Raw genomic sequence first — 21855 nt, 5'->3', positions numbered from 1 at the left:
TGAGAACTCGACAGCCGTGCAGGAACCCTCTCTCCTTCGGCTGACGCGTCCATCGGGCGCAAGACTCCCGCAACCCCACGTGGAAGTCCGCCGTGCCCAAACACGTCAACACCAGGAGAACCCACTCCCGTGGCAGTCAAGATCAAGCTGAAGCGTCTGGGCAAGATCCGTTCGCCTCACTACCGCATCGTCGTCGCCGACTCCCGTACCCGCCGTGACGGCCGGGCCATCGAGGAGATCGGCCTGTACCACCCGGTGCAGAACCCGTCGCGCATCGAGGTCGACTCGGACCGCGCCCAGTACTGGCTCTCCGTCGGCGCCCAGCCGACCGAGCCCGTGCTCGCCATCCTCAAGCTCACCGGCGACTGGCAGAAGTACAAGGGCCTCGAGGCCCCCGCGCCGCTGCTGGTCGCCGAGCCGAAGGCCGACAAGCGCGTCCTGTTCGAGGCCGCGGCCAAGGACAGCGCCGACGAGCCCAAGGGTGAGGCGATCACCCCCAAGGCGAAGAAGGCCGACAAGAAGGCCGACGACACCGCCGAGGCCCCGGCCGCGGCTGAGTCCACCGAGGCCTGAGCGTGCTTGAGGAGGCTCTTGAGCACCTCGTGAAGGGCATCGTCGACAACCCCGACGATGTGCAGGTGGACATGCGTACCCTGCGCCGCGGCAGTGTGCTGGAGGTCCGGGTGCACCCCGACGACCTCGGCAAGGTGATCGGCCGCAACGGCCGTACCGCCCGCGCACTGCGTACGGTCGTGGGTGCGCTCGGCGGCCGCGGTATCCGCGTCGACCTGGTCGACGTCGACCAGGTGCGCTGAGCACCGGCCGTACCGCACGGAAACACCGGCTCGGGCCGGGGGTGGCGATGCCGCTCCCGGCCCGAGCCGTATGACGTACCACCGAAGGCCCACCCCCATCACGTACGAGAGGTGAAGCGCTCCATGCAGCTGGTAGTCGGCAGGATCGGCCGCGCCCACGGCATCAAGGGCGAGGTGAGCATCGAGGTGCGCACCGACGAGCCGGAGCTGCGGCTCGCGCCGGGCGCCGTCCTGGCCACGGACCCGGCCGCCACCGGACCGCTGACCATCGCCACGGGGCGGGTGCACAGCGGCAGGCTGATGCTGCGCTTCGAAGGCGTCAGCGACCGCACGGGCGCCGAGGCGCTGCGTAACACGCTGCTGATCGCCGAGGTGGATCCGCAGGAGACTCCCGAGGACCCGGAGGAGTTCTACGACCACCAGCTGATCGACCTCGACGTGGTCACCGTCGACGGCCGCGAGGTCGGCCGGATCGCCGAGGTCAGCCACCTGCCCTACCAGGACCTGCTGGTCGTCCGCCGCCCGGACGGGACCGAGGTGCTGATCCCCTTCGTCGCCGAGATCGTGCCGGAGATCGACCTGGAGGAGCAGCGCGCGGTGATCGACCCGCCGCCCGGGCTGCTGGACGAGGCGCCTGCGGAGGACGCCGCGGACGCCCCCGGCGACGACACGGTGGACGGCGACTGAGATGCGGATCGACGTCGTCACGATCTTCCCCGAGTACCTGGAACCGCTGAAGGTCTCGCTGGTCGGCAAGGCCCGTGCGGCGGGCCGCCTGGACGTCCGGGTGCACGACCTGCGCGACTGGGCGCACGACCGGCACAACACCGTCGACGACACCCCGTACGGCGGCGGCCCCGGCATGGTCATGATGACCGGGCCGTGGGGCGAGGCACTGGACGACACCCTGGCCGCCGGTTACGAGGCGGGCGCCGGCGGCCCCGCCCTGGTCGTCCCCACCCCGAGCGGGCGGCCGTTCACCCAGGAAGTCGCCGCGGAACTGTCCGCGCACCCCTGGCTGATCTTCGCGCCCGCCCGCTACGAGGGCATCGACAGCCGCGTCACCGCCGAATACCGCACCAGGATGCCGGTCCACGAGGTCTCCATCGGCGACTACGTGCTGGCCGGCGGCGAGGCCGCCGTACTGGTCATCACCGAGGCCGTCGCCAGGCTGCTGCCCGGAGTCCTCGGCAATGCGCAGTCGCACCGCGACGACTCCTTTGCGTCGGGCGCGATGGCAAACCTGCTGGAGGGACCGGTCTTCACCAAGCCTCCGCAGTGGCGCGGCCGCGGCATCCCCGAGGTGCTGCTCAGCGGCCACCACGGCAAGATCGCCCGCTGGCGGCGGGACGAGGCCCTGCGGCGTACGGTCGCCAACCGGCCCGACCTGGTGCGGCGTTGCGACCCCGCCGTCTTCGACCGGCGGGACCGGGAGATGCTCAGCATCCTCGGCTGGCAGCCGGGCCCCGACGGGCGATTTGGGCCCAGCCCCTACGCCGTGGAAGAATGAGCGGCTGCTGCCCGTCCGGCGCGCGCCCCTGCCACAGGGGGAACGACGCCCACCGGAACCGGCGGCCGACCCCATGACGAACCACCATGTTCCGTCGATGACCTGTGGCATCGGCGAGGAAGCAGACACCACCATGACCAACCTGATCGACGGCCTCAACAGCGCCTCGCTGCGCACCGACGTGCCGGCGTTCCGCCCCGGCGACACCGTCAACGTCCACGTGCGCGTCATCGAGGGCAACCGCTCGCGTGTGCAGCAGTTCAAGGGCGTCGTCATCCGGCGTCAGGGCGCGGGCATCAGCGAGACCTTCACGGTCCGCAAGGTCAGCTTCTCCGTCGGTGTCGAGCGCACCTTCCCCGTGCACACCCCGATCGTCGAGAAGATCGAGGTCGTCACCCGCGGCGACGTCCGCCGCGCGAAGCTGTACTACCTCCGTGAGCTGCGCGGCAAGGCCGCGAAGATCAAGGAGAAGCGCGACAACTGAGCGCGTAGCGGTATCCAGGCAGCGGCCGGATAAGCTCTGGCCTCGATGGACACCGAAGCAGCCGTACCGGAACGCGACCGTTCCTCTGCCGCCGATCAGGCGGAACCGGAGGAGCGGTCGCGTTCCGTTGTCCTGCGCACGAGACTTGCGCGGTCGCTGCCGCTGTGGTGGGCCGACTGGCGGCGTACGATCCTGCTCGCGCTCGCTGCTGTGGCCGCGCTGCTGCTGGTCAGCACCTTCGTGGTGCAGCCCTTCCAGGTGCCCAGCGGCTCCATGGAGGGCACGCTGCGGATCGGTGACCGGGTGCTGGTGGACAAGCTGGCGTACCGCTTCGGCGGCACTCCGCGGCGGGGGGACGTGATCGTGTTCGACGGCGAAGGGTCGTTCACGCAGCGAGGCGGCACGGACTTCGTCAAGCGCGTGATCGGGGTCGGCGGCGACCGGGTCACCTGCTGCGACGCGCAGGGCCGGCTCCTCGTCAACGGCCATCCGCTGGACGAGACCTACCTTTACGCCGGGGACACGCCGTCCCGGGTACGGTTCGACATCGTGGTACCGGACGGAAGACTCTGGGTGATGGGCGACCATCGCGACGACTCGCGTGACTCGCGCGACCACCTCGGCGATCCCGGCGGCGGCACCGTCCCGGTCGGCCGGGTGATCGGCCGCGCCGAATGGGTCGGCTGGCCCGTCGGCCACTGGACGCGGCTGCGCCGACCCGCGACCTTCGCCGCCGTTCCCGCCCCGGCCGGCGCACATGGGTAACCGCGGCAAGGCACGCCCGGCCGGCGGCCGTGCGCAGGTGGAGGCCGGTCCCGCGGAGGAGCCGGCGGCCGACGACGGCCGGCAGGCGCCCAGGCTGTCCGGCAGCACCAGGATCGAGCGGCGCCGGCTGGCCCGCAAGGTCCGCCGCAAGCGGCGGCGCTCGCTGGCCAAGGAGGTGCCGCTGCTGGTCTTCGTGGCGCTGCTGATCGCGCTGGTGCTCAAGACCTTCCTGCTGCAGGCCTTCGTGATCCCGTCCGGGTCGATGGAGCAGACCATCAAGATCGGCGACCGGGTGCTGGTCGATAAGCTCACCCCGTGGTTCGGCGCCCAGCCGCACCGCGGCGACGTGGTCGTCTTCAAGGACCCCGGCGGCTGGCTGAAGGGCGAGCCGACGCCCAAACCCGACCCGGTGGTCATCAAGCAGGTGAAGCAGTTCTTCACCTTCATCGGGCTGCTGCCCGCCACCGGGGAGCAGGACCTGATCAAGCGGGTCATCGCGGTCGGCGGCGACACGGTGGAGTGCTGCGACGCCCAGGGCCGGCTGCTCGTCAACGGCAAGCCGCTGGACGAGCCCTATCTGTACCCGGGAAATCCACCCTCAATGATGAAATTCGTCGAACACGTACCGCAGGGGCGGCTGTGGGTGATGGGCGACCACCGCTCCGACTCAGCGGACTCGCGGTACCACACGGACGATCCCGGCGGCGGCACCATCTCGGAGAGCCAGGTGGTCGGACGGGCTTTCGTGATCGGCTGGCCGATCGGCCACTGGGCGCGACTCAAGGAGCCGGCGACCTTCTCGGCGGTGCCCGCGCCGGGGTCGGCTGCCGCGGCGGCCACAGCCGAGCCCACTAGGGTGGGCTCGGCCAACAACGGTCAAAGGACGAGCCAGCTACCGACTCCTGCGGAACTCTCGCTCGTTATGGGAGTGGCGGGCCTGCGCCGGATGGGGCGCGGGCGGCGGACTGGAGTGAGGAGTGGATGTGGGGGACCTGGTGGTCGGCGCACGGTCTGGACCCGGCGAGCCCGAGAAGCGGGATGCCGAGGTGCCTCCGGCCGACGAATCGGCGGCAGACGCCGCGGTCCCCGGACCTCCCCCGGCGGGGCCGGTCTACGACGACGGCGCGGGCATGACTCCCGCGGAGCATGAGCCGGCGCCGGGCGGCAACCCGGCGAACGGCGTGTGGGCCGCGGACCCCGCGGCGGGCCCGGCGCTGTCCGGGAACGGCATTCCGGCGATGGCCGGCGGCGTTCCCGGCGACCCGGTCGGCCCCGTCGGTCCCGCGGAGCCCGAGCGGGATCCGGACGACGACGAGTCCGCGGAGCGGGCCGCCCATGCCCGCAAGCAGCGGTCGTTCTGGAAGGAGCTGCCGCTGCTCATCGGCATCGCGCTGGTGCTCGCGCTGCTGATCAAGACTTTCCTGGTGCAGGCCTTCTCCATCCCGTCCGACTCGATGAACAACACCCTGCTCAAGGGCGACCGGGTGCTGGTGGACAAGCTCACCCCCTGGTTCGGCTCCACGCCGACCCGCGGCGAGGTCGTCGTCTTCCACGACCCGGGCGGCTGGCTGCCGGAGAACCCCTCGCCGAGCAGCAACGTGGTGGTGCGCGGGCTGCAGAAGGGCCTGAGCTTCATCGGGCTGATGCCGTCGGCGGACGAGAAGGACCTGATCAAGCGGGTGATCGGGGTCGGCGGCGACACGGTGTCGTGCAAGGGCACGGGACCGCTGATGGTCAACGGCAAGGCGCTGGACGAGCCGTACATCTTCCCCGGCAACACCGCCTGCAGCCCCGAGGTGCCCTTCACCGTGCACGTGCCCAAGGGCAGGATCTGGGTGATGGGCGACCACCGCCAGGACTCCCTCGACTCCCGCTTCCACACCACGCTCCCGGGCGGCGGCACCGTCCCGAACAGCGACGTGGTCGGGCGCGCGGTCGTGGTGGCCTGGCCGGTCACCCGCTGGGACGTGCTGTCCATCCCCGGGACCTTCTCGCAGCCCGGCATCAACGCCGCGGCGGGCACATCCGTCCCCGTGGCGGCCGGTCTGGCGGGCGCCCTGCCGCTGGTGATGTGGCGCAGGCGGCGGCTGCTGTCCAAGGCCGAGCCGGTGCAGGAGAGCACGGAAGACTGCTGACCCGGGGCCGTACCGCCGGGTAGGGTTCCGGTCCATGAGCAGCAGCAGCGGTGCGATGACCAGCACCACAGGGAACAGCACCGTAGGACGCGGCACAGCCGGCGGGCGAGGCGGACTCGGCCACCGGCTGTCCGGGGCAGTGATCGTGCTGGGCTGCGTGCTCTTCCTGGGCGGCGCGATCTGGGCTGCGGTGGTCTACCGGCCCTACACCGTGCCGACCACCTCCATGGTGCCGACCGTGCAGCCCGGCGACCGGCTGCTGGCCCAGAAGGTGTCCGGCTCCGACGTGCACCGCGGTGACGTGGTGATCTTCAAGGACAAGCTCTGGGGCAACGAGCCGCTGGTCAAGCGGGTCGTCGGAGTCGGCGGTGACGTCGTGGCGTGCTGCGACGCCCGGGGCCGGCTCACGGTGAACGGCAAGCCGATCGACGAGACCTACCTCAAGGGCGGCGGCCCCGCCTCCCTCGACCAGTTCAGCAGCCGGGTCCCGGCCGGCCAGATATTCCTGCTCGGCGACAACCGGGCGGTCTCCGAGGACTCCCGTATCCACCTGGCCGACGCCCAGGGCGGTTCCGTCCCGGTTGCCGACGTCCGCGCCCGGGTGGACGGTGTGGCCTGGCCCGCATCCCGGATGGGTCTGCTGTCGCCCACCTCCGCCTTCGACGTCCTCCCCGGCGGCGGGTCGCCCGGGCAGGGGCCGCTCGGCCCGCTGACGCTCGCGGTCATCGCCGGTGCCGTGCTGATCCTGGGCGGTGCCGCCTACGACCCGGTGGCCAAGCTGCTGAGGCGCAGGTGATCACCGCGGACGTGCAGGGTGCGGAGAACTTCCGAGCGGGCGTGAGACCGTGTGACGCACAATGGGGGAACGCACGGCTGAAGGGGAACACACGATGAGCGCCGAGGACCTCGAAAAGTACGAGACCGAGATGGAGCTGAAGCTCTACAGGGAGTACCGCGACGTCGTCGGCCTGTTCAAGTACGTGATCGAGACCGAACGGCGCTTCTACCTCACCAACGACTACGAGATGCAGGTGCACTCGGTGCAGGGTGAGGTGTTCTTCGAGGTCTCGATGGCCGATGCGTGGGTCTGGGACATGTACAGGCCGGCCCGCTTCGTGAAGCAGGTGCGGGTGCTCACGTTCAAGGACGTGAACGTTGAGGAGCTGAACAAGGCGGATCTGGATCTGCCGTCGGACGACTCGGGCTTCAACAGCTGAGGCTGCCGGGGCGGCGGTAGCGCGGGGTCGGCGGGTTGGCCGGGGCGGTCTGGTTGGCCGGGGCGGTCTGGTCGGCCGGGGCGGTCTGGTCGGCCGCGTCGCGGAAAGTTATCCACAGGCTGCGATCAAGATCATCTTGGGTCGGTCCTTCTCTGTCACAGTGAGTGACGGAGGTGGTACCCATGAACGCACGAGGTGCACTGGGGCGGTACGGCGAGGAGGTCGCAGTCCGCGCCCTGCAGGCGGCAGGCCTGACGGTGCTGGGCCGCAACTGGCGGCACGGCCGCCGCGGTGAGATCGACATCCTTGCGACCGAGGGCGACGCCCTGGTGGTCTGCGAGGTCAAGACCCGGCGGGCAGGGCCGTTCCAGCACCCCATGGAGGCGCTGCCCACGGCGAAAGTGGAGCGGCTGAGGTCGCTGGCCGAGCGATGGACCGCGGAGCACGGCGGTGCGCCACCGGGCGGAGTGCGGATCGACCTGGTCGGCGTGATCCTCCCCGACCGCGGCGCCCCCGCGGTGGAGCATGTGCGGGGGGTGGCGTGATGGGCTTCGCCCGTACGTGCTCGGTCGCGCTGATCGGCGTCGAGGGGGTGGTCGTCGAGGTCCAGGCCGACCTGGAACCGGGCCTCGCGGCTTTCACGCTGGTCGGCCTGCCCGACAAGAGCCTGATCGAGAGCCGGGACCGGGTGCGCGCCGCACTGGTCAACAGCGGGGAGACCTGGCCGCAGAAGAAGCTCACCGTCGGCCTCAGCCCGGCGTCCGTGCCGAAGGGCGGCTCGGGGTTCGACCTGGCGGTGGCCTGCGCGGTGCTCGCCGCGAACGAGCGGATCGCCCCCGCGTCCATCGCCGACCTGATGATGATCGGCGAGCTTGGCCTCGACGGCCGGGTCCGCCCGGTGCGCGGCGTGCTGCCCGCGGTGCTGGCGGCGGCCGAGGCGGGCTACCGCCACGTGGTGGTCCCCGAGCGCACCACGGCGGAGGCGTCGCTCGTGCCGGACGTCTCGGTGCTCGGCGTGCGCAGCCTGCGCCAGCTGGTGGCGGTGCTCAACGACGAGCCGGTCCCCGAGGAGGAGGACGACAGCCTCTACGGCCAGGGCCGCCCCGACCCGATACTGGCCGGGCTGACCGCGCCCGGCGGCGGGGTGGGCTCGGGGCTTCCCGCGGGGCTGGGCGGCGGGGCGTCCGGCGGCCAGGACGGCAGCCGGGCGGCAGGCCCCGACCTGGCCGACGTGGCAGGTCAGACCGCGGCCCGGCTCGCCCTGGAGGTCGCCGCGGCCGGCGCCCACCACCTCTACCTGAAGGGTCCGCCGGGAGCGGGCAAGACCATGCTGGCCGAGCGGCTGCCCGGAATCCTGCCGCCGCTCACCCGGCAGGAGTCCCTTGAGGTCACCGCGGTCCACTCGGTGGCCGGCATCCTCCCCGTGGGCCGCCCGCTGGTGGACACCCCGCCCTTCTGCGCACCGCACCACTCGGCCACGATGCCGTCCCTGGTGGGCGGCGGCAGCGGACTGCCCAGACCGGGAGCGGTGTCCCTCGCGCACCGTGGCGTGCTCTTCCTGGACGAAGCGCCGGAATTCACCGTGAAAGCGCTCGAAGCGCTGCGCCAGCCGCTGGAGTCCGGGCATGTGGTCGTGGCCCGCACGGCCGGGGTGATGCGGCTGCCGGCCCACTTCATGCTGGTGCTCGCGGCGAACCCGTGCCCCTGCGGGCGCTATTCGCTGCTGGGCGCGGGCTGCGAGTGCTCACCGACCGCGGTGCGGCGCTACCAGGCCAGGCTGTCGGGGCCGCTGCTCGACCGGGTGGACCTGCGGGTGGAGGTCGAGGCGGTCAGCCGCTCCGAGCTGATCGGCCGCGGCCCGGGGGAGAGCACCGCGGTCGTCGCCGCTCGGGTGCGGGAGGCCAGGGCGCGGGCCGCCGCGCGGTACGCCGGCACCCCCTGGCGGGCCAACGGCGACATCCCCGGGCACGAGCTGCGCACCCGGTGGCCGGTCGCCCCGGGCGCGATGCACCCGGCCGAGCGGGACATGGAGCGCGGCCTGCTCACCGCCCGCGGCCTGGACCGGGTCCTGCGCGTCGCCTGGACCCTGGCCGACCTGGCCGGCCACCTCTGCCCCGACGCCGAGGACGTCAGAGCCGCACTCCAGCTGCGCACCGGTGTCGGCCGCGGCCCCACCCCGGCCGGCGCCCGATGACGCCGCGGCTGCCGCCCGAGGCGGACGCGGCGACGGAGCGAGCGGACCAGCGCGGCTGGCCGCCTGCCCGGGCGGCGGGAGAGCCGGTGCCGCCGGCCGGCATGGATGACCTGGTGGATGCCGTGCCGCAGTCGGACCGGGGCAGCGGGTCTGCCGGCTGGGCGGGGGCAGCGGAGTCGTGGCCCGACCCGGACGGCATGGCCGAGGCGGTGCGGCGGTACTACGGGGGAGAGGGCGAGGAGGCGGCCGAGGGCCTGGGGGAGTACGCAGGATGGGAGGAGCGGCTGGCCAGGGCGGCGCTGACCCGGATCGCCGACCCGGGAGACGAGGTGATGGGGCGGGCGATACGGGACCGCGGGGTGCAGGGGGCGCTACGGGCCGCGCGCGGCGGGCGGGCGCTGCCGGGGGCGAGCCCTCGTCGGACGGCGGCCTACGCCAGGCGGGCCGCCCGCACGGACCCGGTGGCCGACCTGGCCGCCGCCCACCGGGCAGGGGCGCGCTTTATCTGCCCCGGGGACGGCGACTGGCCCGGACAGCTCGACGACCTCGGGCCGCAGCGCCCCTTCGGGCTGTGGGTGCGCGGGCGGCCGTCCCTGCGGCTGTGGGCGCTGCGGTCGGTCGCCGTGGTCGGGGCGCGGGCCTGCACGGACTACGGCGCCCACATGGCGGCCGGGCTCGGCGCGGGGCTGGCGCGGGCCGGCTGGGTGGTCGTCTCCGGCGCGGCCTACGGGGTGGACGGGGTGGTGCACCGAAGTGCCCTGGCGGCGGGCGGCGCCACCATCGGGGTGGTGGCGAGCGGGGTGGACGTGGCGTATCCGCCGGGCAATGCCGAGTTGATCGGACGGATCGCCGAAAGCGGTCTGCTGGTCGGCGAGTTGGCGCCGGGCGACCACCCGACCAGGAGCCGCTTCGTGCTGCGCAACCGGGTCATCGCCGCCCTGACCCGCGGCACGGTCGTGGTCGAGGCCCGCTACCGCAGCGGCTCGCTGATCACCGCACGACGAGCAGCGGCGTTGGGCCGGGTCACCATGGGGGTGCCGGGACCGTGCACCTCGGGGCTCTCGGAAGGTGTGCACGAACTGCTGCGCGGGGGTGCGGCGGTGGTGACCGACGCGGCTGAGGTCGTCGAGCTGGTCGGCGAGATCGGCGCCGACCTCGCACCGCTGCGGCGCGGCCCGGTGCTGCCCCGCGACCTGCTCGGGCCGGCCGCGTCCCGGGTGCTGGAGGCGGTGCCCGGCAGGGGCGCCGAGGACGCGGAGCAGATCGCCGACGCGGCCGGGGCCACCTGCGACGACACGCTGAGCAGGCTCTACGAATTGCAGGCACTCGGCTTCGTCGAACGGCAGGACGGGAGGTGGCAGTTGGTCCGTACCGCACGGGACGGACGTGCGCGGCACACCGGTTGACGCGACGGATACACCATCAGGTGACAACGAAAGCTCATGACCTGCGGTGATCGCAGGAGGCGGAGCGGGGACCCCGGCGGCACCCCATGATGGCTCGATGCGGACGTTCGGCGGCCCCCGCGCCGGACCCCGCGAGCCGGCCCGGCGTCCGTGTACCCGTAGAGGAACGTATCTGCGCATGTCCCATACGGATGATGTAGCAATAAGCGACACCATGGTCACGCTACGCTCTCGGAGGCTCGATTTCCCGTCCACGTCACGGCAGAACGGCGCACAACGACGCATGCCCCAGTACACCCCCGGGTCCGAACGGGCGACGGCCGCGACCACCGCCCCCGCCGCCCCTCGGCCCGCCGCCCCCACCTCGCTCGACGAGCTGTGGCGGACCTACAAGTCCACGGGGGACGCACGGCTGCGCGAGCAGTTGATCCTGCACTACTCGCCGCTGGTGAAATACGTGGCAGGCCGGGTCAGTGTGGGACTGCCGGCCAACGTGGAGCAGGCCGACTTCGTCTCGTCCGGGGTGTTCGGGCTGATCGACGCGATCGAGAAGTTCGACCCGGACCGGGCGATCAAGTTCGAGACCTATGCCATCACCCGGATTCGCGGCGCCATGATCGACGAACTGCGCGCCCTGGACTGGATCCCGCGCTCGGTGCGGCAGAAGGCCAGAGCAGTGGAACGGGCCTACGCCACCTTGGAGGCCAAGCTCCGCCGCACCCCCAGTGAGCCCGAGGTCGCCGCGGAGATGGGCGTCGGCCTGGAGGAGCTGCACGGCGTCTTCAGCGCCCTGTCGCTGGCGAACGTGGTGGCACTCGAGGAGCTGCTGCACGTCGGCGCGGAGAGCGGCGACCGGCTCAGCCTGGTGGACACCCTGGAGGACACCGGCGCCGACAACCCGGTCGAGGTCGCGGAGGACCGCGAGCTGCGCCGGCTGCTCGCCCGCGCCGTCAACACCCTGCCCGAGCGGGAGAAGACCGTGGTCACCCTCTACTACTACGAGGGCCTGACGCTGGCGGAGATCGGGCAGGTCTTGGGCGTCACCGAGAGCCGGGTCAGCCAGATCCACACCAAGTCCGTGCTTCAACTGCGGGCAAAGCTCGCCGACGTCGGCAGGTGAGGGCACCTCCGCACTGTCTACAGTGGTGGGATGCCCAGGATTCGAGCGGCCTCGGTGGCCGAACACCGCACCATGCAGCGCCGGGCACTGCTGGACGCCGCCCGCTCGCTGCTGTCCGAGGGCGGTACCGACGCGCTGACCTTTCCGGCCCTGGCCGAGCGGACCGGACTGGCCCGCTCCTCGGTCTACGAGTACTTCCGCTCCCGGGCCGCGGTGGTCGAGGAGCTGTGCGCGGTCGACTTCCCGGTCTGGGCGGCCGAGGTGGAAGCCGCGATGGAGGCCGCGGACAGCGCCGAGGGCCGGATCGAGGCGTACGTCCGCAGCCAGCTGGCCCTGGTCGGGGACCGCAGGCACCGCGCCGTCGCGGCGATCTCCGCGGGCGAGCTGGACCCCGGCGCCAGGGAGAAGATCCGCGCCGCACACGGCGGCCTGGTGGCCATGGTGGTCGCGGCGCTGTCCGACCTCGGCCACGACGAGCCCCGGCTGACCGCGATGCTGCTGCAGGGCGTCGTCGACGCGGCCGTCCGCCGCATCGAACTGGGCGCCGCCGAGGACCCCGAGCGGATCACCCGGGCCGCGATAGCCATGGCCCTGCACGGCGTCACCGGCTGACCCGCCCGCGTCTCACGCCGCCGCCGGGACCCCGTACACCGGCAGCAGCCGGGAGGGGCCGGGGCGCCGTATCCAGGCGGGCAGCAGCGACAGCGGGTCCAGGTAGACGTCGCCGGCCGGCCCCGAGCGCAGCAGCCCCCAGTGCAGGCAGCCCGCCGGGCAGTGCGCGAGCACGCCGTCCAGCACCCCGACCGGTTGCCCCGCCGCCACCCGGGCGCCCACCGGCACCGTCGCCCGTACCGGCTCGTAGCTGATCCGCAGGCTCGGGCCGATCCGCACGACCAGCACTCCCGTGCCGCCCACCCGCCCGGCGAAGACCACCTCGCCGGGCGCTGCCGAGCGCACCGCAGCACCCGGTCCCGCCCGCAGGTCGACCCCGCGGTGCCCGGCGCCCCACGTCGTCGCCGGCGGTTCGAAGGCCCGCAGCACCTCCGGCCGCCCGCGCGGCCCGTGCCCCGACACCGGCCAGCTCCGCCCGCCGGGCGCAGGGGCGCCGCCGCCCGCGCCGGCCAGCAGCGCCGCGATCACCGTGAGCCACATCGTCGTGAATGCCATGACACGACGATCCCGCATTCCGGCGGCAAGAGATGATCATGGTCGCCGCCTGTGGATAACTCGGGTGTCGCCGGTGGCTCCGCCGGTCCCGTACACTTTCTCTGGCGATCCGGGTCACCGGGTCGACTTCGCACGCCCCGCCACTCACTCCCTTCACAGGGACGGTGGCCGCGCCCCTCGGTCCCTCGTGGCACGGCGCGTCGGGGCGTCAGGCGCGACCGTCGTCCGGCGGCCGCGGTAACCGAGCACATCAAGGAGTACGGCCATGGCCGTCGTCACGATGCGGGAGCTGCTCGAGAGCGGCGTCCACTTCGGGCACCAGACCCGTCGCTGGAACCCGAAGATGAAGCGCTTCATCTTCACCGAGCGCAACGGCATCTACATCATCGACCTGCTCCAGTCGCTGTCGTACATCGACCGCGCCTACGAGTTCGTCAAGGAGACCGTCGCGCACGGCGGCTCCATCATGTTCGTCGGCACGAAGAAGCAGGCGCAGGAGGCCATCGCCGAGCAGGCCTCGCGCGTCGGCATGCCCTACGTCAACCAGCGCTGGCTGGGCGGCATGCTCACCAACTTCTCGACCGTCTACAAGCGCCTGCAGCGCCTGAAGGAGCTCGAGGAGATCGACTTCGAGGATGTGGCCGCGTCCGGCCTCACCAAGAAGGAGCTGCTGGTCCTCTCCCGCGAGAAGGACAAGCTGGAGAAGACCCTGGGCGGCATCCGCGAGATGCAGAAGGTGCCCAGCGCGGTGTGGATCGTCGACACCAAGAAGGAGCACATCGCCGTCGGTGAGGCGCGCAAGCTCCGCATCCCGGTGGTCGCGATCCTCGACACCAACTGCGACCCCGACGAGGTCGACTACAAGATCCCGGGCAACGACGACGCGATCCGCTCCGTCACGCTGCTCACCCGCGTGATCGCCGACGCCGTCGCCGAGGGCCTGATCGCCCGCTCCGGCGCCGCGCTGAGCGACAAGAAGGCCGAGGGCGCCCCCGCGGAGCCGCTGGCCGAGTGGGAGCGTGACCTGCTCGAGGGCGAGAAGAAGGCCGACGACGCGACCGAGGCACCCGCTGCCGAGGCCGCCGCGACCGAGGCTCCCGCCGAGGAGGCCCCCGCCACCGAGGCCCCCGCGACCGAGGCTCCCGCCGAGGACGCGCCGGCCGCCGAGGGCGACGCCGAGCAGGCCTGACCAGGCGCCGGCGGCACACAGCCGCCGGGCACCACGCGTGACGACGGCGGGGGCCTCGGCCCCCGCCGTCCACCCGTAGATCCACCGACCATTCGGGAAGAGACTCAAACCCATGGCGAACTTCACCGCCGCTGACGTCAAGAAGCTCCGCGAGCTGACCGCCGCGGGCATGATGGACTGCAAGAACGCCCTTGTGGAGGCCGAAGGCGACCTGGACAAGGCCGTCGAGATCCTTCGGGTCAAGGGCCAGAAGGGTGTCACCAAGCGCGAGGGCCGCTCGGCCTCCAACGGCGCTGTGGTGTCCCTGATCGCCGCCGACAACTCCGAGGGCGTCCTCGTCGAGCTGAAGTGCGAGACCGACTTCGTCGCCAAGGGCGACAAGTTCGTCGCCGTCGCCGACGCCGTCGCCGCCCACGTGGCGAGCAGCAAGCCGGCCGACATCGACGCGCTGCTCGCGTCCGAGATCAAGCCCGGCCAGACCGTGCAGGCCTTCGTCGACGCGGCGAACGCCACCCTCGGCGAGAAGATCGTGCTCGACCGCTTCGCTCAGTTCACCGGCGGCTACGTGGCCTCCTACCTGCACCGCACCAGCCCCGACCTGCCCCCGCAGGTGGGCGTGCTGGTCGAGCTGGACAAGGCCGACGCGCAGACCGCCAAGGACGTCGCCCAGCACATCGCCGCGTTCGCGCCGAAGTACCTGACCCGCGACGAGATCGACGCGGAGACGGTCGAGAACGAGCGCCGGGTCGCCGAGGCCACCGCCCGCGAGGAGGGCAAGCCCGACGCCGCCCTGCCGCGTATCGTCGAGGGCCGGGTGAACGGCTTCTTCAAGGAGAACGTCGTCCTGGAGCAGGCGTTCGCCAAGGACGCCAAGAAGACCGTCCAGAAGGTGCTCGACGAGGCCGGCGTGAAGCTCGTGGGCTTCGCGCGCTTCCGCGTCGGCGTCTGACCGCCAGGCCGCAGACCGGGTACCGGCTGCCACCGGGCAGCGAACGACCGGCGGCCCCGCTAGGGTCGTAGGCGGTCGGCCGCCCGCCGGCCGGCCGCAGATGTGACAAGGAGGCCATTGCCGTACCGGGAACCCACAAGGACCCACGGCAATGGCCTCCTTTGTACGTGCACGAGGAGACCTCCATGAACGAAGGCGCCGAACAGGCCCCGACCACCGCACCCGTCGCCGCCGGCAGCAGCGGTGGCCCGCGCCGCCGCTTCCTGCTCAAGCTGTCAGGCGAGGCGTTCGCCGGCGGCGGAGGGCTCGGCGTCGACCCCGATGTCGTGCATGCCATCGCCCGCGAGGTCGCCGCGGTCGTCGCGGACGGCTACGAGATCGCGCTCGTCGTCGGCGGCGGCAACTTCTTCCGCGGCGCGGAACTGCAGCAGCGCGGCATGGACCGCGCCCGCTCCGACTACATGGGCATGCTCGGCACCGTCATGAACTGCCTGGCGCTCCAGGACTTCCTGGAGAAGGAGGGCGTCGAGACCCGGGTGCAGACCGCGATCACCATGGGCCAGGTCGCCGAGCCGTACATTCCGCTGCGGGCCGTACGGCACCTGGAGAAGGGCCGTGTGGTGATCTTCGGCGCCGGTATGGGCATGCCGTACTTCTCCACCGACACCACCGCGGCGCAGCGCGCCCTGGAGATCGACGCGGCCGCGATGCTGATGGGCAAGAACGGCGTGGACGGCGTCTACGACTCCGACCCCAAGCTGAACCCGGCCGCGGTCAAGTTCGACGCTCTGGAGTACGGCGAGGTCATCGCCCGCGACCTGCGGGTGGCCGACCTCACCGCCATCACCCTGTGCCAGGACAACAAGCTGCCGATCCTGGTCTTCGAGCTGCTCGCCGAGGGCAACATCGCGCGGGCGGTCAAGGGTGAGAAGATCGGCACACTGGTCAACACCCACGGCACCCGGGACTAGCCGCAACCCGCCTCGGGGGATGGACAACACGCTGCCGGTCGGACACCGTGCAGAGCAGACGCACGCAGGGGCCGCGCCTCCAGGGCTCCGCCTTCTGAATACCAGGAGCACATGGTGATTGAAGAAACCCTCCTCGAAGCCGAGGAGAAGATGGAGAAGGCTGTCGCCGTCGCCAAGGACGACTTCGCGGCGATCCGCACCGGCCGTGCGCACCCGGCGATGTTCAACAAGATCGTGGCCGAGTACTACGGCACCGTCACGCCGATCAACCAGCTCGCCTCGTTCGCGGTGCCCGAGCCGCGGATGGCGGTGATCACCCCCTTCGACAGCAGCAGCCTGCGCAACATCGAAGAGGCGATCCGCAACTCCGACCTCGGCGTCAACCCGAGCAACGACGGCCGTATCATCCGGGTGGTCTTCCCGCAGCTCACCGAGGAGCGCCGGCGGGAGTACATCAAGGTCGCCAAGACCAAGGGCGAGGACGCCAAGATCTCCATCCGCAGCATCCGCCGCAAGGCGAAGGAGACCCTGGACAAGTTCGTCAAGGACGGCGACACCGGCGAGGACGAGGTGCGCCGCGCCGAGAAGGAGCTGGACGACACCACCGCGAAGTACGTCGCGCAGGTCGACGAACTGCTCAAGCACAAGGAGACGGAACTGCTGGAGGTCTGACCTCCGGCCCGCTCCCGGCACCTGCCGCCCGACCCAATCCGGCTCTCACGACCCCCGACGACGACGCGAGGCGAAGCTCAGTGAACGACTCTTCCTGGGGCGCTTCGCCACGCGCCGGCCACTGGGGAGCGCCCGAGGACACGGTCACGGCAACGGCGGGTTCCGCCGCGGAAAGCGGCATCAGGGGGAAGACTCCTCCTATGCCACCGCCACCCCCGGCCTCGGCGCCCCAGCCGCCGCCGCAGCCTCCCGCCCCAGCGAAGAAGTCCGCCGGGCGGAACCTGCAGGCCGCGATAGGGGTCGGGGTCGGGCTCGGCGTGGTCGTCCTCGCGGCGCTCTTCATCGTCAAAGCGGTCTTCGTCGGCGTCGTCGTGGTCGCCGTGGTCGTCGGCGTGTGGGAGCTGACCTCGCGCCTCGCGGAGCGCAAGGACATCCGGGTCCCGCTGATCCCGCTCGCGGTCGGCGGCGCCGCCATGGTGGTCGCCGGCTATCTGCGCGGCGCCGACGGCGCCTGGGTGGCGATGGCGCTGACATCGCTGGCCATCCTGGTCTGGCGGATGACCGAACCCCCGCACGACTACCTCAAGGACGTCACCGCCGGCGTCTTCGCCGCCTTCTACGTCCCCTTCCTCGCCACCTTCGTGGTGATGATGCTCGCCGCGGACGACGGCCCCCGCCGGGTGCTGGTCTTCCTGCTGCTCACCGTGATCAGCGACACCGGCGCCTACGCGGTCGGCTGGCGCTTCGGCAGCCACAAACTCGCCCCCCGCATCAGCCCCGGCAAGACCCGGGAGGGCCTACTCGGCGCCATCGCCTTCGCCATGGTGGCCGGCGCCCTGCTGATGGAGTACTTCATCGACGGCGGCCACTGGTGGCAGGGCCTGCTGCTGGGCCTGGCCGCGGCCGTCAGCGCCACTCTCGGCGACCTCGGCGAGTCCATGATCAAGCGCGACCTGGACATCAAGGACATGGGCACCCTGCTCCCGGGCCACGGCGGCATCATGGACCGGCTCGACAGCCTCCTGCCGACCGCCCCGGTGGTCTGGCTGCTCCTGGTCGCCTTCGTCGGCAAGGGCTAGGCCCCCGTTTTTGCCTGCGGCGAACGGCTCTCCCGGAGTCTGCGACACTGGACTAATCATGCCTGCACCCGGAGAACTGACTTTCGCCGTGCCGCGCGGGGCCAAGAAGCCCCCGCGGCATCTTGCCGACCTCTCGCCCGCCGAACGACGTGAGGCGGTGGCCGCGCTCGGTGAGAAGCCGTTCCGGGCCAAGCAGCTGTCGCAGCACTACTTCGCACGGTTCGCGGACGACCCGGCCGCCTGGACGGACATCCCGGCGGCGACCCGCGGCAAGCTCGCCGGGGACCTGCTGCCCGAGCTGATGACCGTCGTGCGGCACGCCACGTGCGACGACGGCGACACCCGCAAGACGCTGTGGAAGCTCTTCGACGGGACGCTCGTGGAGTCGGTGCTGATGCGCTACCCCGACCGCGTCACCATGTGCATCTCGTCACAGGCCGGCTGCGGCATGAACTGCCCCTTCTGCGCCACGGGACAGGCCGGTCTGGACCGGAACCTGTCGACCGCCGAGATCGTGCACCAGATCGTCGCCGGCATGAAGTCGCTGCGCGACGGCGAGGTCCCCGGTGGTGCGGCACGGCTGTCGAACATCGTCTTCATGGGCATGGGCGAACCGCTGGCCAACTACAAGCGGGTCGTCGGCGCCATCCGCCGGCTCACCGACCCCGAGCCCGACGGCCTGGGGCTGTCGCAGCGCGGCATCACCGTCTCCACGGTGGGCCTGGTGCCGGCGATGTACCGCTTCGCGGACGAGGGCTTCAAGTGCCGTCTGGCAGTGTCGCTGCACGCTCCGGACGACGAGCTGCGCGACACCCTGGTTCCGGTCAACACCCGTTGGAAGGTCCGCGAGGTGCTGGACGCGGCCTGGCACTACGCCGAGGTCTCGGGCCGCCGGATCTCCATCGAGTACGCGCTGATCCGCGATGTGAACGACCAGGCGTGGCGTGCCGACCGGCTGGGCAGGCTGTTGAAGAACCACCGGGTGCACGTCAACCTGATCCCGCTCAACCCGACGCCCGGCTCGAAGTGGACGGCGTCCAGGCCCGAGGACGAGCGGGCGTTCGTGGCCGCCCTGGAGGCGCACGGCGTGCCCGTGACCGTCCGCGACACCCGCGGCCAGGAGATCGACGGCGCCTGCGGGCAGCTCGCGGCAGCCGAGCGCTGACCTGCTGCTATCGTACGGTCGGCGACCGTCGGCAGACGTACAGTCGTAGAGTCGTACAACAGAACATTCCGACAGGGGAGCGCCTGCGACGGCGCTGAGAGTGCGGCGAGTGACCCGTTCGGGGTCTCAGGCCGCAGACCCTCCCACCTGATCCGGGTCATACCGGCGTAGGGAGTCACCGCAGATGAGAACCACACCTCGGCGTGCCGTCGGCGCGCTGGTCCTGGCCACCGCCGCCGCCACCGTGCTGGCCGCGTGCGGCAGCGACTCGAAGGACAAGGGCACCGACGAGGCCGCGGGGGCGTCCGGCTCCAAGACCGTCACGCTGGTCAGCCACGACTCCTTCGCCGCCTCCAAGCAGGTGCTCGCCGAGTTCACCAAGGAGACCGGCTACACGGTCAAGGTGCTGCGCGGCGGCGACGCGGGAGCGGCCGTCAACCAGGCCATCCTCACCAAGGACCACCCGCGCGGCGACGTCTTCTTCGGCGTCGACAACACCCTGCTGTCCCGGGCGCTCGACAACGGCCTGTTCACCCCGTACACGGCCAAGGACCTCGCCCAGGTGCCGGCCGACGTGCAGCTCGACGCGGCCGAGCACCGGGTCACCCCGATCGACTCCGGCGACGTCTGCGTCAACTACGACCGGGCCTACTTCACCGCCCACCACCTCGCGCCGCCGCAGACCTTCGCCGACCTGGTCAAGCCGGCCTACAAGAACCTGCTGGTCACCGAGAACGTCTCGACGTCCTCGCCCGGCCTGGCCTTCCTGCTGGGCAGCGCCGCCACCTACGGCGACGGGGGATGGCAGGGCTACTGGAAGCAGCTCAAGAGCAACGGCGTCGAGGTCGTCGACGGCTGGGAGCAGGCCTACAACGACCGCTTCTCCGGCTCATCGGCCGGCAAGCAGGCCAAGGGCGACCGCCCGCTGGTCGTCTCCTACGCCTCCAGCCCGCCCGCCGAGGTCGTCGGCGTCAGCCCCGAACCCGCCCAGTCACCCGTGGGGGTGGCCACCGGCACCTGCTTCCGGCAGATCGAGTTCGCCGGCCTGCTGCACGGCGCGAAGAACACCGCTGGAGGCCAGGCGCTGATCGACTTCATGCTCGGCAAGACCTTCCAGCAGGACATGCCGCTGCAGATGTACGTCGACCCGGTCCGCAAGGACGCCGTCGAGCCGCCGGTCTTCGTCAAGTACGGCGCGAAGATCGAGAACCCGGCGACGCTTCCCCCGGACAAGATCGCCGCCGACCGCGACGACTGGGTCGGCGCGTGGAACTCGATCGTCCTGAAGTGACCGCACGGTGAGCGCGCTGCGCGCGGCGTACGACCGCGGCACCCGCACGCCCCGCGGCACCGGTGCGGCCGCCGGGGGCGTGCGCAGGGCCGGCGTCCGCGCCGCACTGATGGCGCTCCCGCTGCTGTTCTTCGCGGCCTTCTTCGCCTATCCGGTGGGCGCGATCGTCACCCGCGGCCTGCACCAGGGCGGCAGCTGGCAGTTCGGCCGGATCGCCGACGTGGCGGGCGACGCCGGCATCCGCCACGTGCTGTGGTTCACCTGCTGGCAGGCCGCCGCGTCCACGGGTCTGACGCTGCTGGTCGCGCTGCCCGGCGCGTACGCCTTCGCCCGGCTGGACTTCCCCGGGCGGCGCCTGCTGCGCGCGGTCGTCACCGTGCCCTTCGTGCTGCCGACCGTCGTCGCCGGCTCCGCCTTCCTGGCCCTGCTCGGGCGCGACGGCTTCACCGACTCCCTTTTCGGGGTGCGGCTCGACACCAGTGTGTGGGCGATCCTGATCGCTCACGTCTTCTTCAACTACGCCGTCGTGGTCCGCACCGTCGGCGGTCTGTGGGCGCAGCTCGACCCGGCGCAGGAAGAGGCCGCCAGGATGCTCGGCGCGTCCCGGTTCGCCGCCTGGCGCCGGGTCACGCTGCCCGCGCTCGGCCCCTCGGTGGCCGCTGCGGCGCTGATGGTGTTCCTGTTCACCTTCACCTCCTTCGGCGTGATCCAGGTACTGGGCGGCCCCATGTACTCCACCCTGGAGGTGGAGATCTACCGGCAGACCGCCGAGGTCTTCGACCTGCCGACCGCCGCCGTGCTGACCCTGCTGCAGTTCGCCGCCGTCGCCGCGATCCTCGCGCTGCACGGCTGGACGGTACGCCGCAGGGAGTCGGCGCTGCGGCTGGTGGACCCGGCGCTGACCGCGCACCGGCCGCGCGGGGCCGCGGAACGCACGCTGCTGGGCGCGGTCCTCGCGGTGGTCGGGGTGCTCATCCTGCTGCCGCTGGGCGTGCTGGTGGCCCGCTCCTTCGACACCCCGAGCGGCTACGGGCTGGCCTTCTACCGGGCGCTCGGCTCCACCGACGGCGGCACCTTCAGCGTCGCCCCGTGGCAGACGGTGGGCAATTCGCTGCGCTTCGCCGCCATCGCCACCGTCATCGCACTGGCCGTCGGCGGGCTGGCCGCCGCGGCACTGGTGCGCAGGGCGGGGCGGCTGGTCCGCGGCTTCGACGCACTGCTGATGCTGCCGCTGGGCACCTCCGCGGTCACCGTGGGCTTCGGCTTCCTCATCGCCCTCGACAAGCCGCCGCTGGACCTGCGGGACTCCTGGTTGCTGGTGCCGCTCGCCCAGGCGCTGGTCGGGACGCCCTTCGTGGTGCGGGTGATGCTGCCGGTCCTGCGGGCCGTCGACGAGCGGCTGCGCGAGGCCGCGGCGGTGCTCGGGGCGTCCCCGTGGCGGGTCTGGCGGGAGGTCGAACTGCCGCTGGTCTCCCGGGCCGTGGCAATTGCCGCGGGATTCGCCTTCGCCGTCTCCCTGGGCGAGTTCGGCGCCACCGTCTTCATCGCGCGCCCCGACGACCCCACCCTGCCGGTCGCCGTCGCCCGGCTGCTGGGCCGCGCGGGCGCGCTCAACTACGGCCAGGCGATGGCCCTGAGCACCGTCCTGATGGTCGTCTGCGCCGCCTCGCTGCTGGTGCTCGAATCGCTGCGCACCACCGGATCGGGGGAGTTGTGACCACCCGCA

25 protein-coding genes and 1 riboswitch are annotated in these 21855 nt (G+C 71.8%); of the genes, 23 read left to right on the top strand and 2 right to left on the bottom strand.

What is annotated here, in order from left to right:
* Positions 1–129 precede the first annotated feature (129 nt).
* From rpsP to NFU81_RS05200, 10 genes are all read left to right on the top strand, one after another.
* Complete coding sequence (gene rpsP, locus NFU81_RS05245; RefSeq protein WP_251485458.1) at positions 130–573, top strand: 30S ribosomal protein S16; 444 nt, start codon at positions 130–132, stop codon at positions 571–573.
* A 2-nt stretch (positions 574–575) separates the two neighbouring features.
* Entirely contained in the window at positions 576–815 is a 240-nt protein-coding gene (locus NFU81_RS05240) for an RNA-binding protein (RefSeq protein WP_033173065.1), read from the top strand.
* A gap of 123 nt (positions 816–938) precedes the next feature.
* On the top strand, positions 939–1502 hold the full coding sequence (gene rimM, locus NFU81_RS05235; protein WP_251485457.1) for a ribosome maturation factor RimM: 564 nt from the start codon (positions 939–941) through the stop codon (positions 1500–1502).
* Position 1503: 1 nt separating this feature from the next.
* Positions 1504–2325: a tRNA (guanosine(37)-N1)-methyltransferase TrmD gene (gene trmD, locus NFU81_RS05230; RefSeq protein WP_251485456.1), complete on the top strand. Its 822-nt coding sequence runs from the start codon at positions 1504–1506 to the stop codon at positions 2323–2325.
* A 133-nt stretch (positions 2326–2458) separates the two neighbouring features.
* Positions 2459–2809: a 50S ribosomal protein L19 gene (gene rplS / locus NFU81_RS05225; protein ID WP_251485688.1), complete on the top strand. Its 351-nt coding sequence runs from the start codon at positions 2459–2461 to the stop codon at positions 2807–2809.
* A 45-nt stretch (positions 2810–2854) separates the two neighbouring features.
* A complete protein-coding gene (gene lepB / locus NFU81_RS05220) occupies positions 2855–3574 on the top strand; it encodes a signal peptidase I (protein WP_251485455.1) in 720 nt (239 codons plus the stop codon).
* Entirely contained in the window at positions 3567–4724 is a 1158-nt protein-coding gene (lepB, locus tag NFU81_RS05215; protein ID WP_251485452.1) for a signal peptidase I, read from the top strand. The genes lepB (NFU81_RS05220) and lepB (NFU81_RS05215) overlap by 8 nt, the downstream gene beginning before the upstream one ends.
* Entirely contained in the window at positions 4705–5709 is a 1005-nt protein-coding gene (gene lepB / locus NFU81_RS05210; RefSeq protein WP_251485450.1) for a signal peptidase I, read from the top strand. The genes lepB (NFU81_RS05215) and lepB (NFU81_RS05210) overlap by 20 nt, the downstream gene beginning before the upstream one ends.
* Positions 5710–5743: 34 nt before the next feature.
* A complete protein-coding gene (gene lepB, locus NFU81_RS05205; protein WP_422665146.1) occupies positions 5744–6505 on the top strand; it encodes a signal peptidase I in 762 nt (253 codons plus the stop codon).
* Positions 6506–6599: 94 nt separating this feature from the next.
* On the top strand, positions 6600–6926 hold the full coding sequence (locus tag NFU81_RS05200; RefSeq protein WP_251485447.1) for a DUF2469 domain-containing protein: 327 nt from the start codon (positions 6600–6602) through the stop codon (positions 6924–6926).
* Here the strand turns inward: NFU81_RS05200 and NFU81_RS05195 are convergent.
* Complete coding sequence (locus NFU81_RS05195) at positions 6916–7110, bottom strand: hypothetical protein (protein ID WP_251485444.1); 195 nt, start codon at positions 7108–7110, stop codon at positions 6916–6918. The two genes, NFU81_RS05200 and NFU81_RS05195, sit on opposite strands and share 11 nt — an antisense overlap.
* On the opposite strand from NFU81_RS05195, the gene NFU81_RS05190 reads away from it, so the two are divergent.
* From NFU81_RS05190 to NFU81_RS05170, 5 genes are all read left to right on the top strand, one after another.
* On the top strand, positions 7109–7471 hold the full coding sequence (locus NFU81_RS05190; RefSeq protein WP_251485442.1) for a YraN family protein: 363 nt from the start codon (positions 7109–7111) through the stop codon (positions 7469–7471). The genes NFU81_RS05195 and NFU81_RS05190 overlap by 2 nt on opposite strands.
* Positions 7471–9120, top strand: a complete 1650-nt coding sequence (locus NFU81_RS05185; RefSeq protein ID WP_251485438.1) for a YifB family Mg chelatase-like AAA ATPase — start codon at positions 7471–7473, stop codon at positions 9118–9120. Before NFU81_RS05190 ends, NFU81_RS05185 begins: the two co-directional genes overlap by 1 nt.
* A 101-nt stretch (positions 9121–9221) precedes the next feature.
* Entirely contained in the window at positions 9222–10526 is a 1305-nt protein-coding gene (dprA, locus tag NFU81_RS05180; protein ID WP_422665149.1) for a DNA-processing protein DprA, read from the top strand.
* Between the two features lie 283 nt (positions 10527–10809).
* Complete coding sequence (whiG, locus tag NFU81_RS05175) at positions 10810–11646, top strand: RNA polymerase sigma factor WhiG (protein WP_251485435.1); 837 nt, start codon at positions 10810–10812, stop codon at positions 11644–11646.
* Between the two features lie 30 nt (positions 11647–11676).
* Entirely contained in the window at positions 11677–12258 is a 582-nt protein-coding gene (locus NFU81_RS05170) for a TetR/AcrR family transcriptional regulator (RefSeq protein ID WP_251485432.1), read from the top strand.
* Between the two features lie 12 nt (positions 12259–12270).
* Here the strand turns inward: NFU81_RS05170 and NFU81_RS05165 are convergent, their stop codons facing one another.
* Positions 12271–12813, bottom strand: coding sequence for a murein hydrolase activator EnvC family protein (locus NFU81_RS05165; protein WP_251485430.1), 543 nt, complete (start codon positions 12811–12813; stop codon positions 12271–12273).
* 265 nt (positions 12814–13078) lie between these two features.
* Here NFU81_RS05165 and rpsB point away from each other — a divergent pair, with 265 nt between their 5' ends.
* From rpsB to NFU81_RS05125, 8 genes are all read left to right on the top strand, one after another.
* Positions 13079–14002, top strand: coding sequence for a 30S ribosomal protein S2 (gene rpsB, locus NFU81_RS05160; RefSeq protein ID WP_251485427.1), 924 nt, complete (start codon positions 13079–13081; stop codon positions 14000–14002).
* Positions 14003–14114: 112 nt separating this feature from the next.
* Complete coding sequence (tsf, locus tag NFU81_RS05155; RefSeq protein ID WP_251485424.1) at positions 14115–14951, top strand: translation elongation factor Ts; 837 nt, start codon at positions 14115–14117, stop codon at positions 14949–14951.
* Positions 14952–15136: 185 nt separating this feature from the next.
* Entirely contained in the window at positions 15137–15922 is a 786-nt protein-coding gene (gene pyrH / locus NFU81_RS05150) for a UMP kinase (protein ID WP_251485421.1), read from the top strand.
* Positions 15923–16036: 114 nt separating this feature from the next.
* Positions 16037–16594, top strand: a complete 558-nt coding sequence (gene frr / locus NFU81_RS05145) for a ribosome recycling factor (protein WP_251485684.1) — start codon at positions 16037–16039, stop codon at positions 16592–16594.
* A gap of 80 nt (positions 16595–16674) precedes the next feature.
* Positions 16675–17673, top strand: a complete 999-nt coding sequence (locus NFU81_RS05140) for a phosphatidate cytidylyltransferase (protein ID WP_251485419.1) — start codon at positions 16675–16677, stop codon at positions 17671–17673.
* Positions 17674–17731: 58 nt separating this feature from the next.
* A complete protein-coding gene (gene rlmN / locus NFU81_RS05135) occupies positions 17732–18838 on the top strand; it encodes a dual-specificity RNA methyltransferase RlmN (protein ID WP_251485416.1) in 1107 nt (368 codons plus the stop codon).
* A gap of 63 nt (positions 18839–18901) precedes the next feature.
* Positions 18902–19029: riboswitch (TPP riboswitch) on the top strand.
* Entirely contained in the window at positions 19023–20129 is a 1107-nt protein-coding gene (locus NFU81_RS05130) for a thiamine ABC transporter substrate-binding protein (RefSeq protein ID WP_251485414.1), read from the top strand. It overlaps the preceding riboswitch by 7 nt.
* Before the next feature lie 109 nt (positions 20130–20238).
* Positions 20239–21846, top strand: coding sequence for an ABC transporter permease (locus NFU81_RS05125; protein WP_251485682.1), 1608 nt, complete (start codon positions 20239–20241; stop codon positions 21844–21846).
* Positions 21847–21855 lie beyond the last annotated feature (9 nt).

This window comes from Actinacidiphila cocklensis, assembly GCF_907177275.1.
GTDB classification, from domain to species: domain Bacteria; phylum Actinomycetota; class Actinomycetes; order Streptomycetales; family Streptomycetaceae; genus Actinacidiphila; species Actinacidiphila cocklensis.
The sequence above is the reverse complement of the archived record's forward strand: the minus strand, read 5'-3'. Positions and strand labels throughout refer to the sequence as shown.